Source organism: uncultured Dokdonia sp. (assembly GCF_947492815.1).
GTDB lineage: Bacteria > Bacteroidota > Bacteroidia > Flavobacteriales > Flavobacteriaceae > Dokdonia.
In genome coordinates this window covers 64,341-87,651 of sequence record NZ_CANLOB010000019.1, presented here as the reverse complement: position 1 = coordinate 87,651, position 23,311 = coordinate 64,341, and the positions used below count along the sequence as shown (strand labels likewise).

At 34.7% G+C, this 23,311-nt stretch carries 21 protein-coding genes; 5 read left to right on the top strand and 16 right to left on the bottom strand.

The window, feature by feature from the left end:
- Positions 1 to 4: 4 nt before the first annotated feature.
- The 4 genes from Q1A01_RS16215 to Q1A01_RS16200 form a co-directional block, all read right to left on the bottom strand.
- On the bottom strand, positions 5 to 2,851 hold the full coding sequence (locus tag Q1A01_RS16215; RefSeq protein WP_299683095.1) for a pitrilysin family protein: 2,847 nt from the start codon (positions 2,849 to 2,851) through the stop codon (positions 5 to 7).
- A gap of 108 nt (positions 2,852 to 2,959) precedes the next feature.
- On the bottom strand, positions 2,960 to 3,520 hold the full coding sequence (locus Q1A01_RS16210; protein WP_299683093.1) for a phosphatase PAP2 family protein: 561 nt from the start codon (positions 3,518 to 3,520) through the stop codon (positions 2,960 to 2,962).
- 6 nt (positions 3,521 to 3,526) lie between these two features.
- Entirely contained in the window at positions 3,527 to 3,757 is a 231-nt protein-coding gene (locus tag Q1A01_RS16205) for a hypothetical protein (RefSeq protein ID WP_299683091.1), read from the bottom strand.
- A 42-nt stretch (positions 3,758 to 3,799) separates the two neighbouring features.
- Positions 3,800 to 5,170: an MATE family efflux transporter gene (locus Q1A01_RS16200; RefSeq protein WP_299683089.1), complete on the bottom strand. Its 1,371-nt coding sequence runs from the start codon at positions 5,168 to 5,170 to the stop codon at positions 3,800 to 3,802.
- A gap of 147 nt (positions 5,171 to 5,317) precedes the next feature.
- On the opposite strand from Q1A01_RS16200, the gene Q1A01_RS16195 reads away from it, so the two are divergent.
- From Q1A01_RS16195 to Q1A01_RS16185, 3 genes are all read left to right on the top strand, one after another.
- Complete coding sequence (locus Q1A01_RS16195; protein ID WP_299683087.1) at positions 5,318 to 5,809, top strand: hypothetical protein; 492 nt, start codon at positions 5,318 to 5,320, stop codon at positions 5,807 to 5,809.
- On the top strand, positions 5,806 to 6,189 hold the full coding sequence (locus Q1A01_RS16190; RefSeq protein WP_299683085.1) for a hypothetical protein: 384 nt from the start codon (positions 5,806 to 5,808) through the stop codon (positions 6,187 to 6,189). Before Q1A01_RS16195 ends, Q1A01_RS16190 begins: the two co-directional genes overlap by 4 nt.
- Positions 6,190 to 6,297: 108 nt before the next feature.
- Complete coding sequence (locus Q1A01_RS16185; protein WP_299683083.1) at positions 6,298 to 6,909, top strand: hypothetical protein; 612 nt, start codon at positions 6,298 to 6,300, stop codon at positions 6,907 to 6,909.
- A gap of 67 nt (positions 6,910 to 6,976) precedes the next feature.
- Here Q1A01_RS16185 and Q1A01_RS16180 read toward each other — a convergent pair whose 3' ends face one another.
- Both Q1A01_RS16180 and Q1A01_RS16175 read right to left on the bottom strand, forming a co-directional pair.
- Positions 6,977 to 8,389, bottom strand: a complete 1,413-nt coding sequence (locus Q1A01_RS16180) for a M20/M25/M40 family metallo-hydrolase (protein ID WP_299683081.1) — start codon at positions 8,387 to 8,389, stop codon at positions 6,977 to 6,979.
- A gap of 10 nt (positions 8,390 to 8,399) precedes the next feature.
- The gene (locus Q1A01_RS16175) at positions 8,400 to 9,272 is read right to left on the bottom strand and encodes a PPK2 family polyphosphate kinase (RefSeq protein ID WP_299683080.1); all 873 of its coding nucleotides are present in this window, start codon (positions 9,270 to 9,272) and stop codon (positions 8,400 to 8,402) included.
- A gap of 129 nt (positions 9,273 to 9,401) precedes the next feature.
- Between Q1A01_RS16175 and Q1A01_RS16170 the strand changes: the two genes are divergently transcribed.
- Positions 9,402 to 10,250: a T9SS type A sorting domain-containing protein gene (locus Q1A01_RS16170; RefSeq protein ID WP_299683079.1), complete on the top strand. Its 849-nt coding sequence runs from the start codon at positions 9,402 to 9,404 to the stop codon at positions 10,248 to 10,250.
- A gap of 102 nt (positions 10,251 to 10,352) precedes the next feature.
- On the opposite strand, the gene Q1A01_RS16165 is transcribed toward Q1A01_RS16170, so the two are convergent.
- The 8 genes from Q1A01_RS16165 to Q1A01_RS16130 all read right to left on the bottom strand — a co-directional run bounded on the left by Q1A01_RS16165 (position 10,353) and on the right by Q1A01_RS16130 (position 20,202).
- Positions 10,353 to 11,516, bottom strand: coding sequence for a sigma-54 dependent transcriptional regulator (locus tag Q1A01_RS16165; protein WP_299683078.1), 1,164 nt, complete (start codon positions 11,514 to 11,516; stop codon positions 10,353 to 10,355).
- A gap of 39 nt (positions 11,517 to 11,555) precedes the next feature.
- Positions 11,556 to 12,446, bottom strand: coding sequence for a mechanosensitive ion channel domain-containing protein (locus Q1A01_RS16160; protein WP_299683076.1), 891 nt, complete (start codon positions 12,444 to 12,446; stop codon positions 11,556 to 11,558).
- Position 12,447: 1 nt separating this feature from the next.
- Entirely contained in the window at positions 12,448 to 13,746 is a 1,299-nt protein-coding gene (locus Q1A01_RS16155; RefSeq protein WP_299683074.1) for an ABC transporter permease, read from the bottom strand.
- Positions 13,743 to 14,678, bottom strand: a complete 936-nt coding sequence (locus Q1A01_RS16150) for an ATP-binding cassette domain-containing protein (RefSeq protein WP_299683072.1) — start codon at positions 14,676 to 14,678, stop codon at positions 13,743 to 13,745. Before Q1A01_RS16150 ends, Q1A01_RS16155 begins: the two co-directional genes overlap by 4 nt.
- 77 nt (positions 14,679 to 14,755) lie before the next feature.
- On the bottom strand, positions 14,756 to 17,056 hold the full coding sequence (locus tag Q1A01_RS16145) for a hypothetical protein (protein WP_299683070.1): 2,301 nt from the start codon (positions 17,054 to 17,056) through the stop codon (positions 14,756 to 14,758).
- A 39-nt stretch (positions 17,057 to 17,095) separates the two neighbouring features.
- Complete coding sequence (locus tag Q1A01_RS16140; protein WP_299683069.1) at positions 17,096 to 18,127, bottom strand: hypothetical protein; 1,032 nt, start codon at positions 18,125 to 18,127, stop codon at positions 17,096 to 17,098.
- A gap of 306 nt (positions 18,128 to 18,433) precedes the next feature.
- Positions 18,434 to 19,558 carry a molecular chaperone DnaJ gene (gene dnaJ / locus Q1A01_RS16135; RefSeq protein ID WP_299683067.1) on the bottom strand — a complete coding sequence of 375 codons (1,125 nt, stop codon included), beginning with the start codon at positions 19,556 to 19,558 and terminating at the stop codon, positions 18,434 to 18,436.
- A 95-nt stretch (positions 19,559 to 19,653) separates the two neighbouring features.
- The gene (locus Q1A01_RS16130; protein WP_299683065.1) at positions 19,654 to 20,202 is read right to left on the bottom strand and encodes a nucleotide exchange factor GrpE; all 549 of its coding nucleotides are present in this window, start codon (positions 20,200 to 20,202) and stop codon (positions 19,654 to 19,656) included.
- Positions 20,203 to 20,378: 176 nt separating this feature from the next.
- Here Q1A01_RS16130 and Q1A01_RS16125 point away from each other — a divergent pair, with 176 nt between their 5' ends.
- Entirely contained in the window at positions 20,379 to 21,050 is a 672-nt protein-coding gene (locus tag Q1A01_RS16125; protein WP_299683063.1) for a YceI family protein, read from the top strand.
- Between the two features lie 57 nt (positions 21,051 to 21,107).
- Here Q1A01_RS16125 and Q1A01_RS16120 read toward each other — a convergent pair whose 3' ends face one another.
- Both Q1A01_RS16120 and Q1A01_RS16115 read right to left on the bottom strand, forming a co-directional pair.
- Positions 21,108 to 22,025, bottom strand: coding sequence for a TIGR01777 family oxidoreductase (locus Q1A01_RS16120; RefSeq protein ID WP_299683061.1), 918 nt, complete (start codon positions 22,023 to 22,025; stop codon positions 21,108 to 21,110).
- Between the two features lie 62 nt (positions 22,026 to 22,087).
- Positions 22,088 to 23,293 carry an NAD(P)-dependent oxidoreductase gene (locus tag Q1A01_RS16115; protein WP_299683059.1) on the bottom strand — a complete coding sequence of 402 codons (1,206 nt, stop codon included), beginning with the start codon at positions 23,291 to 23,293 and terminating at the stop codon, positions 22,088 to 22,090.
- Positions 23,294 to 23,311 lie beyond the last annotated feature (18 nt).

Below are 23,311 nucleotides of genomic sequence, written 5' to 3'. Positions count from 1 at the left end.
AGACTTACTTCTTAATCTCTTCTTTAGGATTTAACAAAACTGGCGTTCCATATCCTAGCTGTTCTAATTTTTTAAGCTGCGTCTTTGCATCTCCTACTACCAAATAAATCATTTTATCAGGATCTAAATATTTAGCAGAAAGGGCTTTGATATCTGCTACTGTCATTTCTTTAACTCTAGCTTCACGTTGTTTTGCGTAATCTACAGGAAGATTGAGTTCAGAAATATTAGAAAGCATTCCTAATTTTGCTCCTGAGGTTTCAAAAGCACGTGCATTACTTTTAATTAAGAAACTTTTTGATACTTCTAAATCTTCCTCACTAAAATTTTCTCCGTAATTAGCCAATATTTGTTTTACTAATGCTGCACTTTCATAGGTCACATTAGAACGCACACCACTTGAAATTGTAAAGGAACCAGGAAGTGCGGTCCCTGAAAATCCTGATCTAATCCCATAAGTATATCCTTTTCCTTCTCGTAATTGTTGTGTAAATTGAGAAGCAAATCCTCCTCCTCCTAGACGATAATTCATAACACGTGCTGGATAATAATCTGGATCTGTAGCAGCTAATGCTGGATATCCAAAACGCAATACGGATTGTTTTGCTCCAGGTACGTTATAAAAATATACTTTAGATTGCGCGGGTCGTTCTGGCATTTCATAGGTAGGGATTACTATTTCTGTTGCTACCATATTTTCATTAATCTTTTCTAAGGATGATACAACGGTGTTTTCTTGAACATCTCCTACGACATACATATTACCAACTGTAGGAGACAAGTTTTTATAAAATGCTTTTAAATCTTCTAATGTAATTGTAGTCACAGAAGCTAGTGTCCCTAATTGATTATGAGATAATATATGGGTATCTCCATAGATAAGTTTTGCATATTCATTAGTAGCAATTCTATTAGGACTTGCTTGTTGCTGTACTATTTGATTCATCACACTTTGCTTGATAATATCAAATTCTTCTTTATCCCAACGAGGTTGTAATATAATTTCTTCTACTAAAGCTATTGTAGCTTCATAGTTTTTAGCAAGTGTATTTCCTGTTACAACGACACTTTCATTTCCTGCAAATACATTAATAGATGCACCTAAACCTTCAATAGCTTCTTCAAGTTCTGCCGTAGTTTTAGTAGCTGTTCCTTTAGTCATTAATTGAGCCATTAAATTTGAAACACCTACTTTCTCTGGGTTTTCTAACAATAAGCCTCCATCAAAACTTAATTGAAATTGCACCAATGGCACTTCTTTATTTTCTATCCCATACACTTTTATACCTGAAGAAAGCGTTGTTTGCCATACCTCAGGAATGGTTAATGAAGGAGAGTTCCCATATGCAGGTTCTATAGAGCGATCAAAAGAAGAAGGTGTTTTTTCATAGCTAGCTACGACACTTGCATCAAAAGATTCTTCAGCTCCTTCTACTATTTTTTCTTCAACAACTTCAGCTAGTGTAGATGATTCTAATGCTAAATCTACTTGTCCATTAGGAACAAAGCTAGTTGCGATATAATTTTTACCTTTAATATACTTATTGTACACTTGCATTACATCTTCTGTGGTAACGGCTAAGATATTTTCGATGTCTTTTGCAATAAACCCTGGATCATTAGCAAATATCTCATACTGCGCTAACTGAAATCCCTTGCCTAACACACTAGAAAGACTATTATAAAAGTTGGTTTCTTGTCCAGCTTTTATACGATCTATCGCAGACTGAGGGATACCTTCTGATTCAAATTTCGCGAAAGCGTTATCAATACTTTTTGAGACTTCATCTAAATCTTTACCGTTAAAAGCACGTACTTGAATGCGATATTGCCCAGCTAATTCTGAAGCATAATTAGACATCCTCACATTAGAGGTAAGTTGTTTATCATCTATTAATACTACATTAAAAGGAGCTTGTTTGCCATCAGAAAGATACCTAGCAAGCATATCAAGCGCATAGGAGTCTTTATGATATAGGGGCACAGTAGGCCATGTCATTGTAAGCTGAGGTACGCGTGCAAAATTATCTTCGTAATATAGCTTCTTAGTTTCAGAAACTGTTATTGTTGGCTTCTCTAAAGAAGGTATTTTTTCACCTCTTTTGATTTCATCAAAATACTTATGAACCCATGCTTTTGTTTGTGCTGTATCAAAATCTCCTGCAATGGTTAATACTGTATTATTAGGAGTATACCAACGATTATAAAAATCTTTCACATCTTGTAATGTAGCATTTTGTAAATCTTCTAAAGATCCTATCACTTGCCAACTATAAGGGTGTCCTTCAGGATATAGGTTTTTATCAATAACATATTCTACATGTCCATAAGGTCTATTATCGACACCTTGGCGCTTTTCATTTTTAACTACTTGTTTTTCTTTCGCAAGCACAGGGTCAGTTACAGTATTAATAAACCACCCTAGTTTATCTGCTTCTGCCCAGATCATTTTCTCTAAAGCATCTTTAGGTACGGTTTGGAAATAATTTGTTCTATCTCTACTTGTAGAACCATTTGCTCCTGATCCTCCAATACGAGCACTCATTTTATCAAGTCCTCCCTTTCCTAGATTTTCAGATTCTAAGAATAGTAAATGTTCAAATAAATGTGCAAACCCTGTTCTGCCTTCTATTTCTCTGGCAGATCCTACATGCGTTGTTAATGCAACAGCAACAACAGGATCTGAGGTATCTTTATGTAATAGCACTGTCAAACCATTATCTAGGGTAAACTTTTCAAAAGGGACATTAAATTCTTTAGATTCTTCTGTAATTGTAGTTGTTTTATCTTCTTCACAAGAAGAAATAACAGAAACACCACATAGTAGGATTAAAAGGCGAAAAACTTTCATAAGGGTATGCTTATAATTAAAGCTCGAAGATACTTAAAAAGAAAAAAGGGGTATGTTAATTTACGTTAACATAAGCATTAAAAACTGATGTTTTTTAACCTAAAAACACTAGGTATACTTAGTAACAAAAAACTGTTGTATTCTATAAAAAGTAAATCCTAATATTCCGCCAGCTACCATTCCAGTAAGAACGTCTAATGGATAGTGTACTCCTACATAAATACGACTATACCCTACAAAAAATGCCCAGAATAAAAGTATAAAAATAAGATTTCGGTATTTTGCTTGTAAAGCAAGCCCTGCAAAAACAGCTGTAGCCATACTACTTGTAGCATGTCCAGAAAAATACCCATATCTACCACAACGAGGTGCTATGAAACGCATTGTTTCTTCCCAAGAAAATAACTTACAAGGACGAGGTCTTTGTATAAAATTTTTAAAAAAATCTGAAAGCTGATCTGTAGCGGTAATCATTGCTGCTACAACTACCATCGTAATAAGCATCCCTTTCAAGCCAAATTTCTGATAGATAAAAAACAGTAATAAAGCATATAGCGGTATAGAAGACAGTTTATTGGTAACGACCAGCCAAAACCCATCCCAAGTTTCTGAGCCAAGATTATTCAGAAACAAGAAAAGCTCTTGATCATATGCTACAATTGTTTCCATGTGTGTTTAGCCGTCTTCGTATTTTGCAATTTCTGCATCATAAAAAGCCGTTGCTTCTTTGATGGCATTTTCAGTTTCGGTAGCAAGTTCTGCTTCATCTTGTTTATCAAACTCTTCAAACCATTGGATTTCATCTTTGGTAAGATCTATAATAAATCTAGGAAACTCTGTATGAATTACAAAAATAGCATCTCCATACTCAGAGTGATCGCCTAAAAGAAACTTTGGAACTGTCATTTACTATCGTATTAATGAATCAATATATCGTATTATACTATTTTAATTAGCAGTGATATGCTCTTGAGATGTACTCCTAATTAATTTTTTGCTAAGGTAGTTAAATCTAAAATAGAGCATCACTGCAGAAGCGGTTAATCCCGCTAGTAACCCTACCCAAACACCTTGCGTTCCCATTTGGTCTGCCTTCCCTAAATACCAACTAATAGGAAACCCAATCACCCAATAAGCTATAAAGCAGATTCCAGTAGGAATATTTACATCTTGAAGCCCTCTTAAGGCTCCTAATATGGTAACTTGAATACCATCACTTAATTGAAATAACGCTGCTACAATTAGTAATTGAGCGGCAATAATAATCACCTCGGTATCATCTATATAAATTGCTGGAAAGACATCTTTAAAAACAATAAATAGCACTGCAAATACAGCTTCGATTAAGAAGACAAGTATAAAAATGGAAATTGCTATACGTCTTAAATTAGGGTAATCTTTTCTCCCTTTCTGATTTCCTACACGAATTGTAGCGGTTACGCCCAGACCTACGGCAATCATAAAAGTCATTGAGGCAAGGTTAAGTGCTATCTGATTTGCTGCTTGTGCATTTGTACCAAGCAGTCCTGACAGGAATATAGCTGCTGTAAAAATAGCTACTTCAAAAAGCATTTGTAATGCTGTAGGGAATCCTAAACGAAATAACTCTTTAAATTCTGCCCATTTAATATGAGAGAAATTTGAAATCTGAAAATACGGGGTAAAGGTACGCTTTCGCGAAAGCATATATATTAATAATCCCAACATAAAGAAGCGAGAAATTAACGTGCCCCATGCAGCACCTTCTACTTCAAGTCTTGGAAAAATCCAAATCCCATATATCAAGAAATAATTAAAGATGACATTAATTACATTGGCAATCAATGTAGCATACATGGCAAAACGTGTTTGAGATAACCCATCTGCAAACTGCTTAAAGGCTTGAAATATCATTAAGGGAATCATAGAAAAAGCGACAATCTCAAGATATGGAATTGCTAGTTCGACCACTTCCTTAGGCTGATCTAAGTAATACAAAATAGGCTTTGCCACCAATAAAGCAAGAAATAAAACAATGCCGTTTACAGCACACATAATGACTCCATGATGAAAATGCAAACGTCCCTTTTTGATATTGTTTGCTCCGTCTGTCTCTGCTATTAAAGGTGTAATTGCAAAAGAAAACCCTATTCCTAATGACAATGCTATAAATACCAAGCTATTTCCCAAACTCACTGCTGCTAGCTGGGCAGCCCCCAAACGCCCTACCATGAGGTTATCAATAAAGGCAACTAAAATATGCCCTAATTGACCTAAAGCAATAGGCGCTGCTATAAGTGTATTTTGCCGAAACTCCTTAGTATATCTTTGAATCTGCATGACGAGCTAAAACCTATGCTATTATTAGAATTGTAATAAATTCTACACGAATTTAGAGATGTCAAAAATAAGACTTGCATACCAACTTACATCCTATATTTTTATGAACTTATTAAGTATTTTTTAAAATTATAGTACCTTTCCAATATGCTTACCATTCAATTACATAAACGTATACATAAAGCTACAATTTTAAAATGTATCCGAGCAGATAAAAGCGAAACATGGTCTAAATTACATCCTAATACAGAATATCACGATCTCGCTCATATTGCTGTAGAAAAAGGGTTAGGATTTACAAATGCATTTTATGGACTCGTATCTCAAGGAGTCAACATATCAGATTTTGAATTACCTGAACATCAAAAACCAGTTGCATTAACAAGTGCCAATCTTCCAAAAGAATCAATTATCACAGAACACTTAGTAAATTTGCTTACTATAGAACAGTTTAATGCTGAGAAGCCTATTAACTTTATAAAAGAAACTCAAAAAATACTACAGGAGAATCAACTTCCTTATCCTGATCATTTAACAGAACAAACTCTTAATAATATACGTCTGGAATATTCAAATCTTATTTCTGAATGGAAAAACATACAAGATGGAATGTACCTAGAAAACACTTTTGACATATGATAACCGACCCTAAAGAAATGGACCAAATACTGCGTTCTATGATCAAAGAACATATAGGACCGCTACAAATTAGAAAAGATGAAGCAACCGTATTAGAAGCTGCTGGAACCATCCCTACCCTACAAGGAAAACAAAAGGTAAATGGCTTTTATTTTGCTAGTGTGATGCCAAAACCTAAAGATGTGCGCTTATACTTTTTTCCTATTTATACAGACCCTGAAGTTTTTAAAGATATCGCGCCAGAATTACGTAAATGTCTTAAAGGAAAAAGTTGTTTTCATATCAAAAAAATAGATGACAACTTAACAACTCATATTACAAATATGATAGCACTAGGAATTAAGACATATCAAGAAAAAGAGCTCTTAACTACGGTATAACCATATGAATTTTATGTGATTTCATCGGAAATTAGTTGATTTTGATCGAATAGTTTTTAAAAAAAAATGCCCTTCTGGTAAAACTCTTTACATTTAATTATAATCTAAATGAAAAGATACATGAAAGGGGCTCATTTTAAATTACTCATCCTATTATTAATACCATTTTTTTCTAACGCTCAAGTGGGTATAGGTACGATATCACCAAATGGAATGCTTACTGTAGATGCAAGTTCAGGAACTACAGCAGCACTAGAATTAGTTGCGCAGCCAACACCTACCACAAGTCTTGCAAATGGTCAACTTGCTGTAATAGGGAATATGCTATACATGTATGATGGTTCTCGTAGTAAATGGTTAAGCATAGAAAGCACAGCAATACAATATGCACGTGACGGAAGCTCTGACGATAACCAACTTCTTTATGGTGGTGATTTAACGAGTGGCGTTTCTGGCTCTTTAATGCCTTTAGATGGAACTATTGTGGCTATTGCTGCTATGGGAAGTGCAGGAGATGACACCGATATTAACATACGTGCCAGAGATGCTACAAATACAAATTCTATAAATGAAACAATTACTCTTTCAAGCCTTCGCTATATAGATAACGCTGTTAATCTTGATTTTAATGCTGGAGACTTTATTACTGCGAGAGCACGAGATGCCTCTACAACGACAACAAACCTCTCTCTTGTTATCTGGGTAAAATGGAGACAATAAAAAAACATATAACATAAAAAAGGGAACCAAATCGGTTCCCTTTTTTATACGTAAAAGTCTAAGTTTATTAATCTTTTATAGGCAGTGTCATCAACTTACCTGGTTTCTGGATGTAATTATCCATCATATAAATAAGGCCCGTCATCGTAGCAGCGCCTAATTCTAATTCTCTTTTATTGACAGCATCAAACGTATCATTTGCTGCATGATGATGATCAAAGTAGCGTTGAGAATCTGGACGTAATCCAGCTAGTACTGTCCCATTTCCTTTTAGAGGTCCAATATCAGCACCACTTCCACCTCGTACAAAAGAATGTATAAAATAAGGTTCAAACAATGGTTTCCAACTTAAGATCTCATCAAAATTTCTATCATCCGTATCAAAAGAGAAACCTCTTGGAGTAAAGCCACCCGCATCACTTTCTAATGCAAAGACGTGTTTTTCTCTTTTACTTTTTGCAACTTCTGCATATTTACGTCCGCCTCGCAAACCATTTTCTTCATTCATAAAAAGTACAACACGTATACTATGTCTTGGCTTATAATTAAGCGCTTTCATAATACGTAATACTTCCATACTTTGTACAACCCCAGCACCATCATCATGCGAGCCGTCTCCTAGATCCCAAGAATCCAAATGTCCTCCTACAACCATGTATCGGTTTGGAAATTCGCTTCCTGTAATTTCTCCTATAACATTATATGATTTTACATCTGGCAAGTTTTTACAAGACATCGAAAAGAAAAACTTGGTTTTAGGGTTTAATTTAAGTAGTGTACTTAATAGTTCTGCCCCATTCGTACTTATAGCAGCAGCAGGTATACGCTGTGCAGGTTTTAAATCTCCGTAAGACATAGATCCTGTATGAGGGTAATCATCAAGACTATGTGTTACAGATCTTACGATAACCCCAACAGCTCCATACTCAGCAGCTTTGGCAGCACCACTATAACGTTGATCTACACAACCTCCATATGCTTTAAAAGTATCAATAATGTCTGCTTGCATGGGTCTATTAAAGAATACGATTTTACCACCTACATTGGCTGCTCCTAAACGTTCTATTTCTTCTATACTCTGCACTTCTATGACCGGTGCTTTCACACCTCCATTGGGTGTTGCAACAGAACCTCCTAAAGCACAAATAGGCACTTGTGTTGTCTTTCCTAAATCTGTTTCGATAAAGGCATATTCAGGTACACCTCTTACCCATTTAGGAACCATGACCGGTTGTAACCATACTTTATCTAATCCTACACTATCTAATTGTTCTTTGGTCCATTCAACAGCTTTTTCTGCGCCTAAACTACCGCTAAGGCGAGCGCCTATCTGATTTGACAAATAACTAAGCCATTCATAACTATGACCATTATTTAAAGCTTCATCATATATTTTTCTAATTTGAATGGAATCATTTTGCGCTTTCGCGAAAGCGGAAACACAAAAAATAAAAATTAGAATAGTAACTCTTTTTATCATTATTACATTTTTATTCATTATTCAATTGAGACTTATATATTTCTATATTCGCCTTTGTTTTAGCATCTAATTCTGGTTCTTTAATATCATCATAAGCGCTTAAGGTTTCCAATAAAATATTAGCAACTGCGAGTCTAGCTGCAGGTTTACTATCGGCTGGAATTACATACCAAGGCGCATAAGGTTTTGATGTGCGATTAATAGCATCTTCATAACAACGTTGATAGTCGTCCCATAGTTTACGTTCTTTCAAATCACCTGCAGAAAATTTCCAGTTTTTTTCTTTTTTCTCTAATCGACGTAATAATCTATTTTTTTGTTCCTCTTTAGATAAGTGTAAAAAGAACTTATAAATAAGGGTGCCATTTTCGGCAAGGTGTTTTTCAAAAGCATTGATCTGCTCAAATCGTTTATCCCAAAAAGCATCATTTATATCTTCTACTGAGTGTATGTCAGGCAAATTCTCTCCCAAAATATATTCAGGATGTACTCGTGTTACCAACACATTTTCATAATGTGTTCTATTAAACACTCCAAATTTACCACGTTGAGGTAAGGCAATATAATGTCTCCATAAATAATCATGCCCTAATTCTAAATCTGTAGGTACTTTAAAACTATGCACTTCTACACCTCTTACATTAAAATCTTTAAATACTTCTCGAATTAAGCTATCTTTTCCAGAGGTATCCATTCCTTGTAAGCACACCAAAACACTATACTTATCATGTGCGTAAATAGTGTCTTGAAGTTTTCCTAGTTTTTTGCGGACTTTACGAAGTTTTTTTTCTAACTCTTCTTCTGATAATTCAGAAATTTTAGCTCCTTCAAAGTCATTTAGGTTTATTTTTTCAGTGACTTTATACTGATGTAATTCTTCCATAAAAATTCAATAATTAGTGGCAAAAAGCTATTTTTTATGCAATATAGTATTGTTAAAGCGTATAATACGTTAAAAAACTTATCATTTTATTTAATATATTAGCAAATTATAATCATAACTATAAACAATATGAAAAAAATTACTCTTTTTGTTTTAGCATTTATTGTAGGTATTGCAGTAAACGCTCAAACTACTATTTCACAAAACACAGATGATACCGTAACTGGTGCGAATGCCGTAGGATGTCCAGGTGGAGACAATGATTGGGCTAGACTTTTTATTCTGTCTGACTTCTTTATTGACAACTCTGCTGATTTCACATTAAATTCAGGAGCTTTTGGTGTTCAAACAACTGATGCAACTGGAGTTTCAGCTACCGTAACTATTTTTGGAGCTACTGCTGATTTTCCTGCTACATTTGACGACACAAATATCTTAGGTACACAAGATGTTACTATAGACGAAACTGCTGTAGAATCTATTGTAACTTTTGATTTTGATACTCCTATTGTAGTACCAGCTGGTACAGAAGCTATTGTATATGCTATCACAACTCCTTTAGGAAATAACCTATTTGTTGGAGGTACTATTGAAGAAACTGCTGAAGGATTTTTAAGATCTGTACAATGTGGTGTAACAGATTACACTTTACCAACTGATATTGGATTCCCAGATGCTCATTTTTATATGACATTAACATCTGACGATGCAGTATTAGGAGTAGAAGATGACATCTTAAATGACAACGTATCTGTATATCCAAATCCTACAAATGGAGATTTAAATATCAACTTTGCTAGAAACTTTGGAACTACTACTGTTGACATCATCAATGTAAACGGTCAAAAAGTATTAAATGCTTCTATCGAAGGTTTTGGAAACAATACAATCGCTACTAGCAAACTAGCTAATGGTATCTATTTTGCTCAAATCTCTAACGATACAGCAAATACTACCATTAAATTTATCAAAAATTAAAACTAATTTTTAGTTTTTTTTCATACACAACTCAACAACTAGAAAAGCCGAAATCATTACGATTTCGGCTTTTTATTTTTTAAGATTGTAATGATTACAGTGCTACTTACTCGCAAATAACTTTACATCTCCTTCAGAAACTTCCGGTCCACTTAAGATAATTAATCTTTCAACGACATTACGAAGCTCCCTAATATTTCCAGTCCAATCATAATCTTGTAATAATTTGATGGCTTTATCAGAAAACTTCTTCTCGCTAGTTCCTTGCTCTTGAGAGATCTTTTTAGCAAAATGATTAATCAATAAAGGAATATCATTTCTACGATCATTAAGCGCTGGCACTTGTATTAAAATTACAGCAAGTCTGTGATACAAGTCTTCTCTAAATCTGCCTTCTTCAATTTCCTTTTTAAGATTCTTATTAGTTGCTGCTACAACACGTACATTTACTTTAATATCTTTGTCACTTCCTACACGTTGTACACGACTTTCCTGAAGGGCTCTTAACACTTTTGCCTGTGCAGAAAGGCTCATATCTCCTATTTCATCAAGAAATATAGTACCCCCATTTGCTGCTTCAAATTTACCTGCTCTATCTTTATTTGCAGATGTAAATGCCCCTTTTACATGACCAAAAAGTTCACTCTCTATTAATTCAGATGGTATTGCAGCGCAATTTACTTCTATTAAAGGGCCATTAGAGCGTTCGCTTTTTTCGTGTAGCCAATGCGCTACAAGTTCTTTTCCTGTTCCATTAGGTCCTGTCACTAATACACGTGCATCAGTAGCAGCTACCTTTTCTATCATTTCTTTAATTTGAGAGATCGCATCACTATCGCCTATCATCTCATATTTTTTACTCACTTTCTTTTTGAGCAACTTATTCTCTACTACAAGATTTTTCTTATCTAAAGCATTACGCACTGTATTCAGTAATCTGTTTAAATCTGGTGGCTTAGAGATATAATCAAAAGCACCTAAACGCATTGTATTTACTGCTGTATCTAGGTCTCCATGCCCAGAAATCATCACCATGGGAACTTCTGGTTTTAGTTTTTTGGCAGCTTCAAGCACTTCTACCCCATCCATCTTTGGCATTTTTATATCGCAAAGTACAAGGTCATAGTCAGTCTCTTTAATTTTATTGATCCCTTCTAGTCCATCTTCAGCTTGTTCTACTTGATATTCTTTACTTTCTTCAGAAAGGATTTTTGTGAGTACCCTGCGTATTGCAGCCTCATCTTCTATTATCAATATTTTAGACATATATCTTTTTTTATTAGGTATCGAATCAAATACTATTCCTTATTTATTATAAACGTGTATATCTCTCTGTGGGAAAGGTATCGAAATATCATGTTCTTTAAACAATGCATCTATTTTAAATCGTAAATCACTTTTAATACGAGGATCTGCAAAACTATTACTCGTAAAGAAATACACTCTAAATTGTAATGCTGAATCTCCAAAATCTTCAAACAACACAAAAGGCTTAGGAGTCTTAAGTATACCTTCTTGTCCTTCTAGACTATCAATAAGTAATTTAGAAACCAAACTTGTATCACTCCCATATGCAACTCCTATAGAAACGCTTTCTCTTGTTGTTTTATGATTTTGTGTCCAATTGTATACTTTTTCTGTTAAGAATTTATGATTAGGAATCACAATAACCTTATCATCTCTAGTTAATGCCCTTGTTGTTCGCAACTTAATATCAAAAACACGCCCTACTTTACCATCATCAAACTCTATAATATCTCCAATATGTAATGTTTGATCTAGTATGATGAATATACCTGAAAGCACATCTTGAAACAGCGTTTGTAGTGCAAAACCTAATCCTACAAAGAGAGCAGCAGAAGCCGTTAAAAACACCGTCACATCTACACCAGAAGCACTCAATACTGCAATGACAACAAGAATATAAATAAGATACCTTAAGAAGGTAAAGATGCTATTAAACTTATTACGATCATCTTCTGGTAATTTTTTAGATACTAGCTTTCGCGAAAGTATAAGAAGACGATTTATAATAATAAAGGAAATGATGATCAGTAAAAACGTACCTATAGTGATATGGATTTTTTCTTTCCCAGAACCAAAATGAAGTCCCCAATTCAGAAATTCCTTCACGCTCCCCCATACATCCTGAGTGATGACATCTTTTACTTTATCTACTGTATCTTCCTGAAGCATATTAATATCTCAACCATTTAAAGAGTTCCTTATACGTTGGCTTTTTACCATACATCAAGATTCCTACTCTGTATATCTTTGATCCAAACCATACTGTAAAAACAAAAGAAGCAATTAATAATGCTACTGATAATGCAATTTGCCATCCAGGTACATCAAAAGGAATACGCATAAGCATTACGATAGGTGATGTGAGTGGAATAATAGAGAATATAGTTGCTACAGTACCATGCGGATTATCTATTACTGCAAAAAAGCCTACATAAATAGCAAGCATCAAAGGCATAATAATAGGTAACATAAACTGCTGTGTATCCGTCTCATTATCTACCGCAGCGCCAATAGCTGCATAAATAGAACTGTATAAAAAATATCCTCCTATAAAATATACTAGAAAACCAAATACCAATTGCAATAACGGAAGCTTTTTTGCTTCTTCTATTATCTGGACAATTAAGGTTTCGTCTTTTAAAATTTCTTGTATTTCTGCGTTGCTCATATTTTCCGTAACACTTGGATCAATACCAAATACAACTTGAGCTACTGTTAATAATATAAGTCCTAATACTACCCAGATTGAAAACTGTGTAATACCAGCCATAGTAGTTCCTAATATTTTCCCTAGCATTAACTGAAAAGGCTTTACAGAAGAAATAATAACCTCTATAATCCTGTTTGTTTTCTCTTCGATGACGCTACGCATTACCATATTTCCATAAATGATAATAAACATCATTAATAAATACCCTGCAGCACCTCCAAAGCCTGCTTTTACCCAATTACTCATTTTTGAAGATTTCTCTCCTGAATAATTTTCTATACCAATATTTATATCTCTTGACACATTTTCAATCATTTCAGGATCAATACCTTTTTCTAACAAAAGTCGATCCGTAAGCTTATTTTCAATTTTCGCCTCTATACTCTCTACCAATCCAGGAGAGGGAGTTTCTTCTCCATAAAACTTAATATCAAAAGCAGTATTTTCTGTACTTGGCAAAATATGAACAAGTCCATAATACTCTTCATCCTTAGCGACTTCCTTTGCCGTTTCTAATCCCTGATCTGAAAGATTTATATATGTTGTCTGATCGGTAGTACTAAATACACTCTCAAATACACTAGACTCATCTACAAATGCGATCACCCGTTTGGTATTACTGTTAAGCTGTGTTAAGTAAGTAATTAAAAATACCATCCCAACTAAAATAAGCGGACTCAAAAACGTCATGATCAAAAATGACTTATTACGCACTCTAGCTTTGTATTCTCTTTTTATAATTAATGACAATACACTCATAAACTTTCATTTACTGTTTGAATAAAAATATCATTTACACTAGGGATCACCTCCGTAAAATGGGTTACTTGTCCATAGGATTGTAACTGCTTTAATAACTCATTTGAATTTCCTTGCTCTCCAAGTTGAACTCGCAATTTCAGTTCATCACCTAATGATTTAAATTCGGCGGGACTCACTTTATATGCAGCCTGTAATGCTGTTTCCGCTTTCGCGAAAGCGGACGCATCCATCTCTACACCAATATCAAACGTATTGTTCCTATATTGACGTTTTATCGTATTAATCTCTCCATCTAAGATTTTATTAGATTTATGAATCAATGCGATATGGTCACATAATTCTTCTACAGATTCCATACGATGCGTTGAAAAAATAACTGTAGCACCTTCATCACGCAGTTGAAGGATTTCATCTTTAATGAGATTGGCATTTATAGGATCAAATCCACTAAAAGGCTCATCAAAAATGAGTAATTTAGGATTGTGCATAACAGTCACCACAAACTGAATTTTCTGTGCTTGTCCTTTTGATAATTCTTGAATTTTTTTGTTCCACCAAGCACCGATTTCTAGTTTTTCAAACCAATGTTTTGCTCTTTTTTTGGCTTCTGCTTTATCTAGCCCTTTTAATTGTGCTAGATACAAGACTTGTTCTCCTACCTTCATTGATTTATAGAGACCACGTTCTTCCGGCATGTAACCTATATCTCGAATATGGTGTTGCTGTAAAGGTTCTCCATCTAATGTAACAGCACCTACATCTGGCATGGTGATTTGATTAATAATACGTATAAGCGTCGTTTTTCCCGCTCCATTAGGCCCCAGAAGTCCAAAAATACTTCCTTTAGGAACTGCTATAGACACTCCGTTAAGTGCCGTAAAGTTTCCAAATTGCTTAGAAACCGTATCGGCAACAAGTAATGAATTCATAGTTGATCTTTAGTGTGCTAAAGATAGGAATAAGAAGGCAGAGCATGAATGCACTTTACAGTTTTTTAGTAATTGAATTAATTACTACAGTTTCCATCTAAAAAATTCTGTACTGTTGGGTTGTAGGCGTTATCATTGATTACTAAATCTTCCACAAGTCCATTTATAATTAAATCTTCCACGGCACAAAAATCAGTAAGTACCTCATTATTATTAATCCATAAAGAATTAACATCTGCAATATTTTCCAATCCAGACAAATCAGTTATTGTAGGATTATAACTTATCGCTAAAACTTCATTTACAGTTTGTAATCCTGACAATCCATCTAAAGAAGTAAAAAGATTATCAAGTTGTAAAAAAACATTATCTGCAGTTATGATATTATGCAACCCCTCTAAACTTGCACCTTGATACTTCTGTATATTAAGATTACCGACACTGTTTAGATTCGAAAGAAAAGACAAATCATTAAGTGGTTGCGGAGTACAAAAAGAACTAGAACACCCTACTAAACTTAATGATTCCAAATGTTGTGGGATTATATTTGATAATACAGAAGCTTCCTCAATAAGTAAGTTAGCTGTAAGTGCTAAACGCCCTCCTTCTTGGATTTGAGCATTTTCAAGACCATTATAACTTTCTAAATTTGCATTATATGATATAAAAATATTTCCGACTGAAGTCACATTTGACAAAGCTTCAATGGATATTAATTGATTATTAAATTCAATTTGAATACTACCTGGTAAACTTGTTAAATTTTCAAGTCCATTAAGGTTTGTTAATTGTGTACCTCCTAATTGAAATATACCTCCTATAGTGGTAAGATCTTCAAAGGGTTCAAGAGAAGTCCCTCCAAAAATGACTAAATTACCAGTTATCTCCGTATAACCTAATGCTCCAAAAGCATTAATTTCTTCTTGAGTACTTACAAAAACATCTCCTTCAAAAACTCCTCCTTGTTGGTCACAAGTACTTACTGTACCAACATTAGTTTCTTCAGAAGTTATTGTTATTGGTAATAGTTCGGTACTTTGATTTTGACTCTGATCTATGATCACAAGGTCATATGAAGTCTGTGAGCAATATATAAACGTATAATCTAACACCCCATTTTCAATCGTAAAGGGGATACTTATTATTTGTCCAAAATCATTCATTAATACCCCAAGTCCGTTTTCAAGAAGAGCTCCATCACAATTGGTTACGGTACCTATCAATGTAGTTTGATTAATGACTCCTTCAGGTATCGTTATTACAGCCAAGGTATCTGCACTGTATGGCCCTAATTGTGTTTCATACAGTTGTTCTCCTGCGCAGTCATCGATTCCAAATACTTTTAAAGTTACTTCTTCATTTATAGGAAATAACCCACACTCACTTCCATCTTGATTTGTTAATCCGTCAAAAATAACCTGACCCGTTTCATTCCTGATTATTTGAATAGGGACAGCTCCAAGGGTTTCATTCTCGTCTTGTATTGTTATACAAACTTCTATATAACGTATAGGCAAATCACAATTCCACCATGTAAAATGCGTAACTTCCCCTATGTATTTATCACCTACTTTTATGGCTTCTCCTTGTTCTTTCCAATAGCCCACATTTTCATCAAAAAACCAAAGAGGTATGGTATCTGGAGCGATTCCTATTTGTGTATTATCCACAGGAAACTCAATAGTAGCAGGGGTATCTTCTGCAATATTAAGTATATCACCACTAGGTGAAAATAAATTGACAGCAAGCATCCCATAAGTTTCTAAACTTCTAGCTTCATTACTAAGGTCCTGTGCAAATAGCATTCCTGGCATTTGTTCGAAAGTTGTTCTTTCATTAGGTTTTAAATAATGCATAGACACCTCTACTTCTCCTGTATACGGATTGTTATTTTCATCTATAAAATCTCCTGTAAAAGACACGTTACTTTCTCCTAAAACAGCCACACTAGCTATTCCTGATTGTACGGTAGTTACTATATTTTTTTCTAGTAAGGTAATTTGTACATCATTTATCGTATTCACAGCTGGTATAAGAGCTCTAGATCCTAAAATATATCCCTCTTTACGCACTTTAAAAAAGGCAATATTTTCAAAGGTAGTAACATCTTGCATTATAAAAACACCATTATCGTCTGTTTGGGACGTACTAGCCCCTATAGTAATTTGTGCTTGAGGAATTCCATCTCCCAATACATTTACAATGCGTCCTGTAAAATCTGCCGTAACAGTTTCACCAAAACTAGCTATTTGAAAACTTACATCATCTTGCTGGTTGATAATTTCAGATTCAGGAATGCTATTACCAAAATCGTCTTTTTCACAAGAAAATAGAAAAATGGCAAGTAACACATTTAAAAGAAGTATACTTTTTTTCATAATAGTATGATTATAGATAATGATAACGCAAAAACAGAATTATTCACTACAATTTCCGTCTATAATATCTTGTTGTGTTGGATTGTAAGCATTAAAAAGTATTTCAACGTCTTCACCTAAAAGGATTGTTATACTATTTTGTACTGAACAAAAATCAGTAAGAACAGGGTTTGCTATGGCTTGAAATCCTGCTGTTACTAATGGAATATTTTCTAAACCTTCTAAATTTTCTAATTGATTATTTTCTGCTACAAAAAGAAAAAGAACATTATTGTTTACAGCACTTAATTCTTGAAGATTTGTTAAATTTGGGTTTACCCAAACTGAAAGCCGATTTACGGCTGTTATATTTTCTAAACCAATAAGATTTGATCCTTGAAAGCCTTTAAGTCGCAACCAATCTACTTCATTTACATTACTTAAAAATGCTAGGGATGTAAATGGCTGAGGTTCTGGAGGTGTTGGCCCACAATCTATAAAAGGACCACAATCAAGTATAAATTCTTGAAATTTTATAGTGCCCATCATAGATGGTATACCATTTTGAATAGCATCTAAGCTTGCTAATTTATCATTACCCTCAATAATTAAATCCCCTCCTGATGCTATAGAGATATTTTCTAATCCTTGTAAAGATTGTATTTCTCTAAAATTAATAATCTCAAGACTTTGTATGGTCGAATTGATGTTACTAAAAGCATCTAATGATGTAATTGTAGAATTTACTATTAGTGCTAAAACACCTGAAACACTTGTTAAATTTTGTAAACCATCCAAGCTAGGCACATCAAAAAGACCACTCAGTCTTAAATCGCCACCCACCACTTCAATGGTAGACAAACTGCTTAAACTAGAAATTGGGTCAGGGTTTTCAAACTGTGATCTAAGAATAAGATTCCCAGTTATTTCTGTATACTCCATAGCTCCAAAATCATCTACCGCTTGTTGTGTAAATAATTCGGCATCTCCATTAAAAATATTAGCAACGGGTTCTTGAATAGTATCTGGATCATCTGTAGTACAAGAATATATACTTACAAACGCAATGATTGTAATGTATTTTTTGAACATTATGGTTGGTTTAGTGTTGTTTAGTTATTCATTAACTAAAATCTGTAAACAAACCTTTACTCTAGGTGCTACCGATCAATGTTTACCCTATGAAGTCTTTTAGAAAACTTTAAAAAAAGCTATCAATACCTTTAAAACAACACTTTACAAAAAACAAAACCCACCCTTGACAAAAGTCTAGGATGGGAAAAAAATTGCTATGAAAAAGAAAAATAACGTTAAATAGTGTTTAACGTTATTCAAATATAACTTTTTTTTATCAACCTATAGAGAAAACCTTTAGAAAAATTGACAATTTAACAAGCCTTATGAAAACATATCCTTCACTTTCTCAAAGAAAGATTTATCTTCTTTCTCAGGATTAGGCGTGAAATTTTCATCTTTAGCCATTTTTTCAAAGAATTGTTTTTGTTCTTTCGTAAGGGTTTTTGGTGTCCATACATTTACATGTACCAGTAAATCACCTTTACCGTATCCATTTATAGATGGAATTCCTTTTCCTCTAAGACGTAATATCTTTCCGCTTTGAACTCCGGATTCTACCTTAATGCGTACTTTACCAGTAACAGTTTCTATTTCTTTAGAACTTCCTAATACCGCTTCGCTAATACTGATATACATATCGTAATGTAAGTTATCGCCTTCACGCTGTAAGTTTTCGTGAGGAAGCTCTTCTATGGCAACAAGTAAGTCTCCTGAAATACCATTACCTGGGGCATCGTTTCCTCTTCCTTGTACTTTAAGTTGCATACCGTCTACAACCCCTGCAGGTATTTTTATACTTACTGTCTCTTCTTCTACTTTTAAACCTTGGGCGTCTGCTCCATCAGGTCGTTTATCTATACTTTGACCCGCCCCTCCACATGTAGAACATGGTGCTGAGGTTTGCATACGACCTAATATTGTATTTTGAACACGAGTTACTTGTCCAGCTCCTTTACAAGTCTCACAGGTTTTATAGGTTACTCCTGGTGCTTGTTTCTTACGCTTTACTTTGATTTTCTTTTCTACGCCTTGTGCTATTTCTTCTAAGGTAAGTTTTACACGAATACGTAGGTTACTTCCTTTAGCACGTCGCTGTCCGCCGCCTCCAAAGCCACCAAAGCCTGAAAAACCACCGCCACCGCCAAAAGCGCCACCAAAGATATCTCCAAATTGACTGAAGATATCATCCATATTCATTCCACCGCCACCGCCAAAGCCGCCGCCTTCAAATGCTTGATGACCATACTGGTCGTAACGCGCTCGTTTTTGCTCATCACTTAATATCTCATAAGCCTCAGCCGCTTTTTTGAAATTTTCTTCAGCAGTTGCATCTCCAGGATTCTTATCTGGGTGAAATTCAATCGCTTTTTTACGATATGCTTTTTTAATTTCTGCCTGAGAAGCACCTTTTGAAATGCCTAATATGTCGTAAAAATCTTCTTTCATATATAGTACTCAGCCTACCTGAGTATTGTATTAGTATAATCCTTTACTGTCCCTTTATAGTCGTCAAGTCTAAGATTAAAATTAGTCTTCAAACCTTACTTTCCTGTTACTACTTTAGGAAAACGTATTATTTTATCTCCTAAGGTATATCCCTTTTCTATTACATCTACAATCTTGCCTACCATTTTCTTACTTGGCGCAGGTATTTGCGTAATAGCCTCGTGTAATTCTGCATCAAAAGTATCTCCAGCTTTCACTTTGGTCTCTTCAAGTCCTTTTGACTTCAATGTTTCTTTTAGTTTATTACTGATAAGCCCTACTCCTTTTGCAAGCTCTTTATCTTTTGCCTTTTCTATTTCAGTAAGTGCACGATCAAAATCGTCTATCACAGGAAGTAATGATTGTATCACTTCTTGTCCTGCTGTTTTAAATAACTCTAAACGTTCTTTTGTTGTACGACGCTTATAGTTTTCAAACTCCGCAAAAAGTCTAAGGAATTTATCTTTTTCTGCTTCTAGATCGCTCTTTAATTGATCTACTTCACTTAACGCTTCTGTTGCCTCTTTTTCTGTTGCAACATCTTCTTGTAAGTTACCATCAACCTGAGTATCTTCTATTTCTTGTGTGTTCTCTTTTTTTGCCATAATTGGTGATTACTTCAATTTTTAATTGAGGTGGCAAAAGTACTGCCATTTCTGAAAAAATGTCAAAATGTCACAGTATAATTTTAATAGGTACACTATATTTTAATATAAATTTAAAATACGTAGTTTTTGTTATTGTGTACCTTCACCACTTTTTAACATCAAAACGATATAAAATGAATAAATGGATTGTAAATACAGTTGCTATTACAGCAATTTTAGTAAGTACTGTAGCATGTAAAGGAGATGCAAAAAATGAAACAGATACTACCCATGCTAAAGAAGTTGCCACTCCTACAGCACAAGCAACTACATATACTGTAGACTCAGCTGCTTCTAAGATTACTTGGAAAGGCTCTAAACCTGCTGGCACGCATGAAGGAACCATTAATGTACAATCTGGATCTGTACAGGTAGCTGCAGACAACAGCATTACAGGATCTTTTATCATTGCTATGAATAGTATTACAGTTACCGATCTTGAGGGCGATGGTAAAGCAAGCCTTGAAGCGCATCTAAAAGGTGAAGCAGAAGGGAAAGAAGATCACTTTTTTAATGTAGCAAAACATCCAACGGCTTCATTTGAAGTTACTGGAGTTTCTGAAAAAGAAGGGGTAAGAACAATGCAAGGAAATCTTACTATAAAAGGTATCACTAAGAATATAGAATTTCCTGTAGCCTATACTGTAGGAGGAGATACAATGACTCTAGCTAGTAAACCATTTACCATAGATCGCACTAAGTGGGGTATTGAGTTTATGTCAAAAAGTGTATTTGATGACCTTAAGGATAAATTTATAAGTGATGACATAGAAATTGCAATTTCTATTAAAGCAAAGAAAGCGTAATTACAGATAATGTTTCTATATACCAAAAGCCATTTCGACTCGAAATGGCTTTTTTATTTATAAAATAGCTTCGATAGCTTGTTCAACAGTTGTATACGTAAATACAAATCCTGTTTCTTGAATCTTTTCGGCAGATACTAATTGACTTTCTAATGCGATTGTAGCCATTTCTCCTAAAAGGAACTTAAGTGCTTTTTTAGGGACTTTAGGAAAGAAAAGCGGTCTTTTAATAGTCTGTGCAACTACTTTAGTTAGCTTTTCATTTGTCACAGGATTAGGAGCCACTCCATTATAAATACCTGTAAGTTCTTCTTCTAGCACATGTAAATACATACGTGCCATATCTTCTACATGAATCCAAGATTGCCATTGCTGTCCGTTTCCAAGCGGAGATCCCACAAAAAATCGCACAGGCTTTACTATTTGAGGTAACGCGCCTTGTTCTTTATCTAGAATAATTCCGGTTCGGATCAAACTTGTTGCTATATCTAGTTTTTGAAACTGTATAATCGCTTCTTCCCATTCTTGAACCACTTCTCCCAAAAATCCAGATGCATAGTCTGGATACTTTTCGTTGTAAAGCTTGGTAGATGATGAAGGGTAGCACCCTATCGCACTTGCTGATATAATATGTTTTATAGAAGTGCTGTTTCCGCTTTCGCGAAAGCGTGCCAAGGCATCATACAACAGTTGCGCGCTTTTAATACGGCTATCTTTTATGAGTTGCTTGTTTTTTGGCGTCCATTTTTGAGCAATCGAAGCTCCTGCCAAATGAATGATCGCATCAACTCCTTCCAGAGAGGCAATATCTAATTCGTCATTAGAAGGATTCCAATAGAATCCCTTATAATCAGGTTCTGAATTAATTTTTTTTCGAGAAGTTGTTAGGTAATTTACGGCAATACCTTGTGCTCGACATAGTCGAGTTACTTCGGTGCCTACAAGCCCTGTCGCTCCTGTAATAAGTACTTTCATAGCCTTACAAAGATACATAGCGTATCTAGAAAACTAGGGGTATTTACAAGAATCTTAACAGCTTACTCTTTCCCGTCTACATACTCTTGCAGATAGGCATATCGTTCTGTCAATTTCCCATTTTGGGTCATCAGCGCACGCTCTAAAATACCATCGGCATCGCCATTAAAGAAAGAAGGAATTACATGTTTTACAAACATTTCCCCAAATCCTTCACTGGCATCTTTTGGTAATTCACAAGGAAGATTATCTACCGCCATCATAGCAATAGCCCCAGGAGCATCCATAGCTACTTCTGACTCTGCCATAGGATCATAGCCATAAAAAGGATCTGCAATCGTAGAAGGACGAATGGTACTTGCTACGGGTCCGTCGATATCACAAGAAACATCTGCTACTAGGTTAATTTTAAAATCAGGATGCTTAGCGTCTTCTCGTGTAAATAAGAACGGAGCACCATCTCCATAAAAATGACCTGCAATAAAGTAGTCTGTTACTTTTGCATATTTCATAAAATCACTCTCATAGGGACTAGGATCATCATAAAATTCGTATTTATCTCCTTTCTCTCCATCTTTACGCTTATTGTATTCCATTACATCAATAAGGCAATATACGGGTTCATCAAAATCTTGAGATAAATAGGCTTCATCTGTCACTTCTCTAATTTGTAAGTGATCTAAAATTTCTTGTGCTCCTTTAGCTACTTTCCCTGTACCTGAAAGGGTGATTTTAATAGCGGGAAGGGTGATTTTATCTAGTTCTTGTTTTACCTCATCAAGATCTCTTAGGTCTTCTACTTTAGGTAATTCAAAAAGTTCGTCACGTATTCCTAACAATCGAAAACCATTATAAGCGCCTACCAAGCCTGCATAACGTCCAAATCCTATCAATCTTGCTCCATTTGCTTTGATGATCACCTCATGGTCATACATCTCGATATTTTTATCAAGCATGGCACGCAATAACTTTCTATTATAGGGTTGTTTTTTTATGGTATGACTAAAAAAGAAGTATTTTTTATTTGGAATCAATGCGTCAATAGGCACTTCTTTTACGCCTAGCATCACATCGGCATCCGTGACATCTTGTGCTATTTCAAATCCTTCTGCTATATAGTCTTGGTCTGAAAAGATTCTAATATCTGAAGATTCAACTACAAAAGAAGCATCTGGAAATTGTGACCTCGCTTCTGCAAGCATTTGAGGGGAAAATACAACTCTACGATCTGGTGGATTTTTACGTTCTTTTATAATGGCAAACTTCATGTGATGTCTTTATTTTTT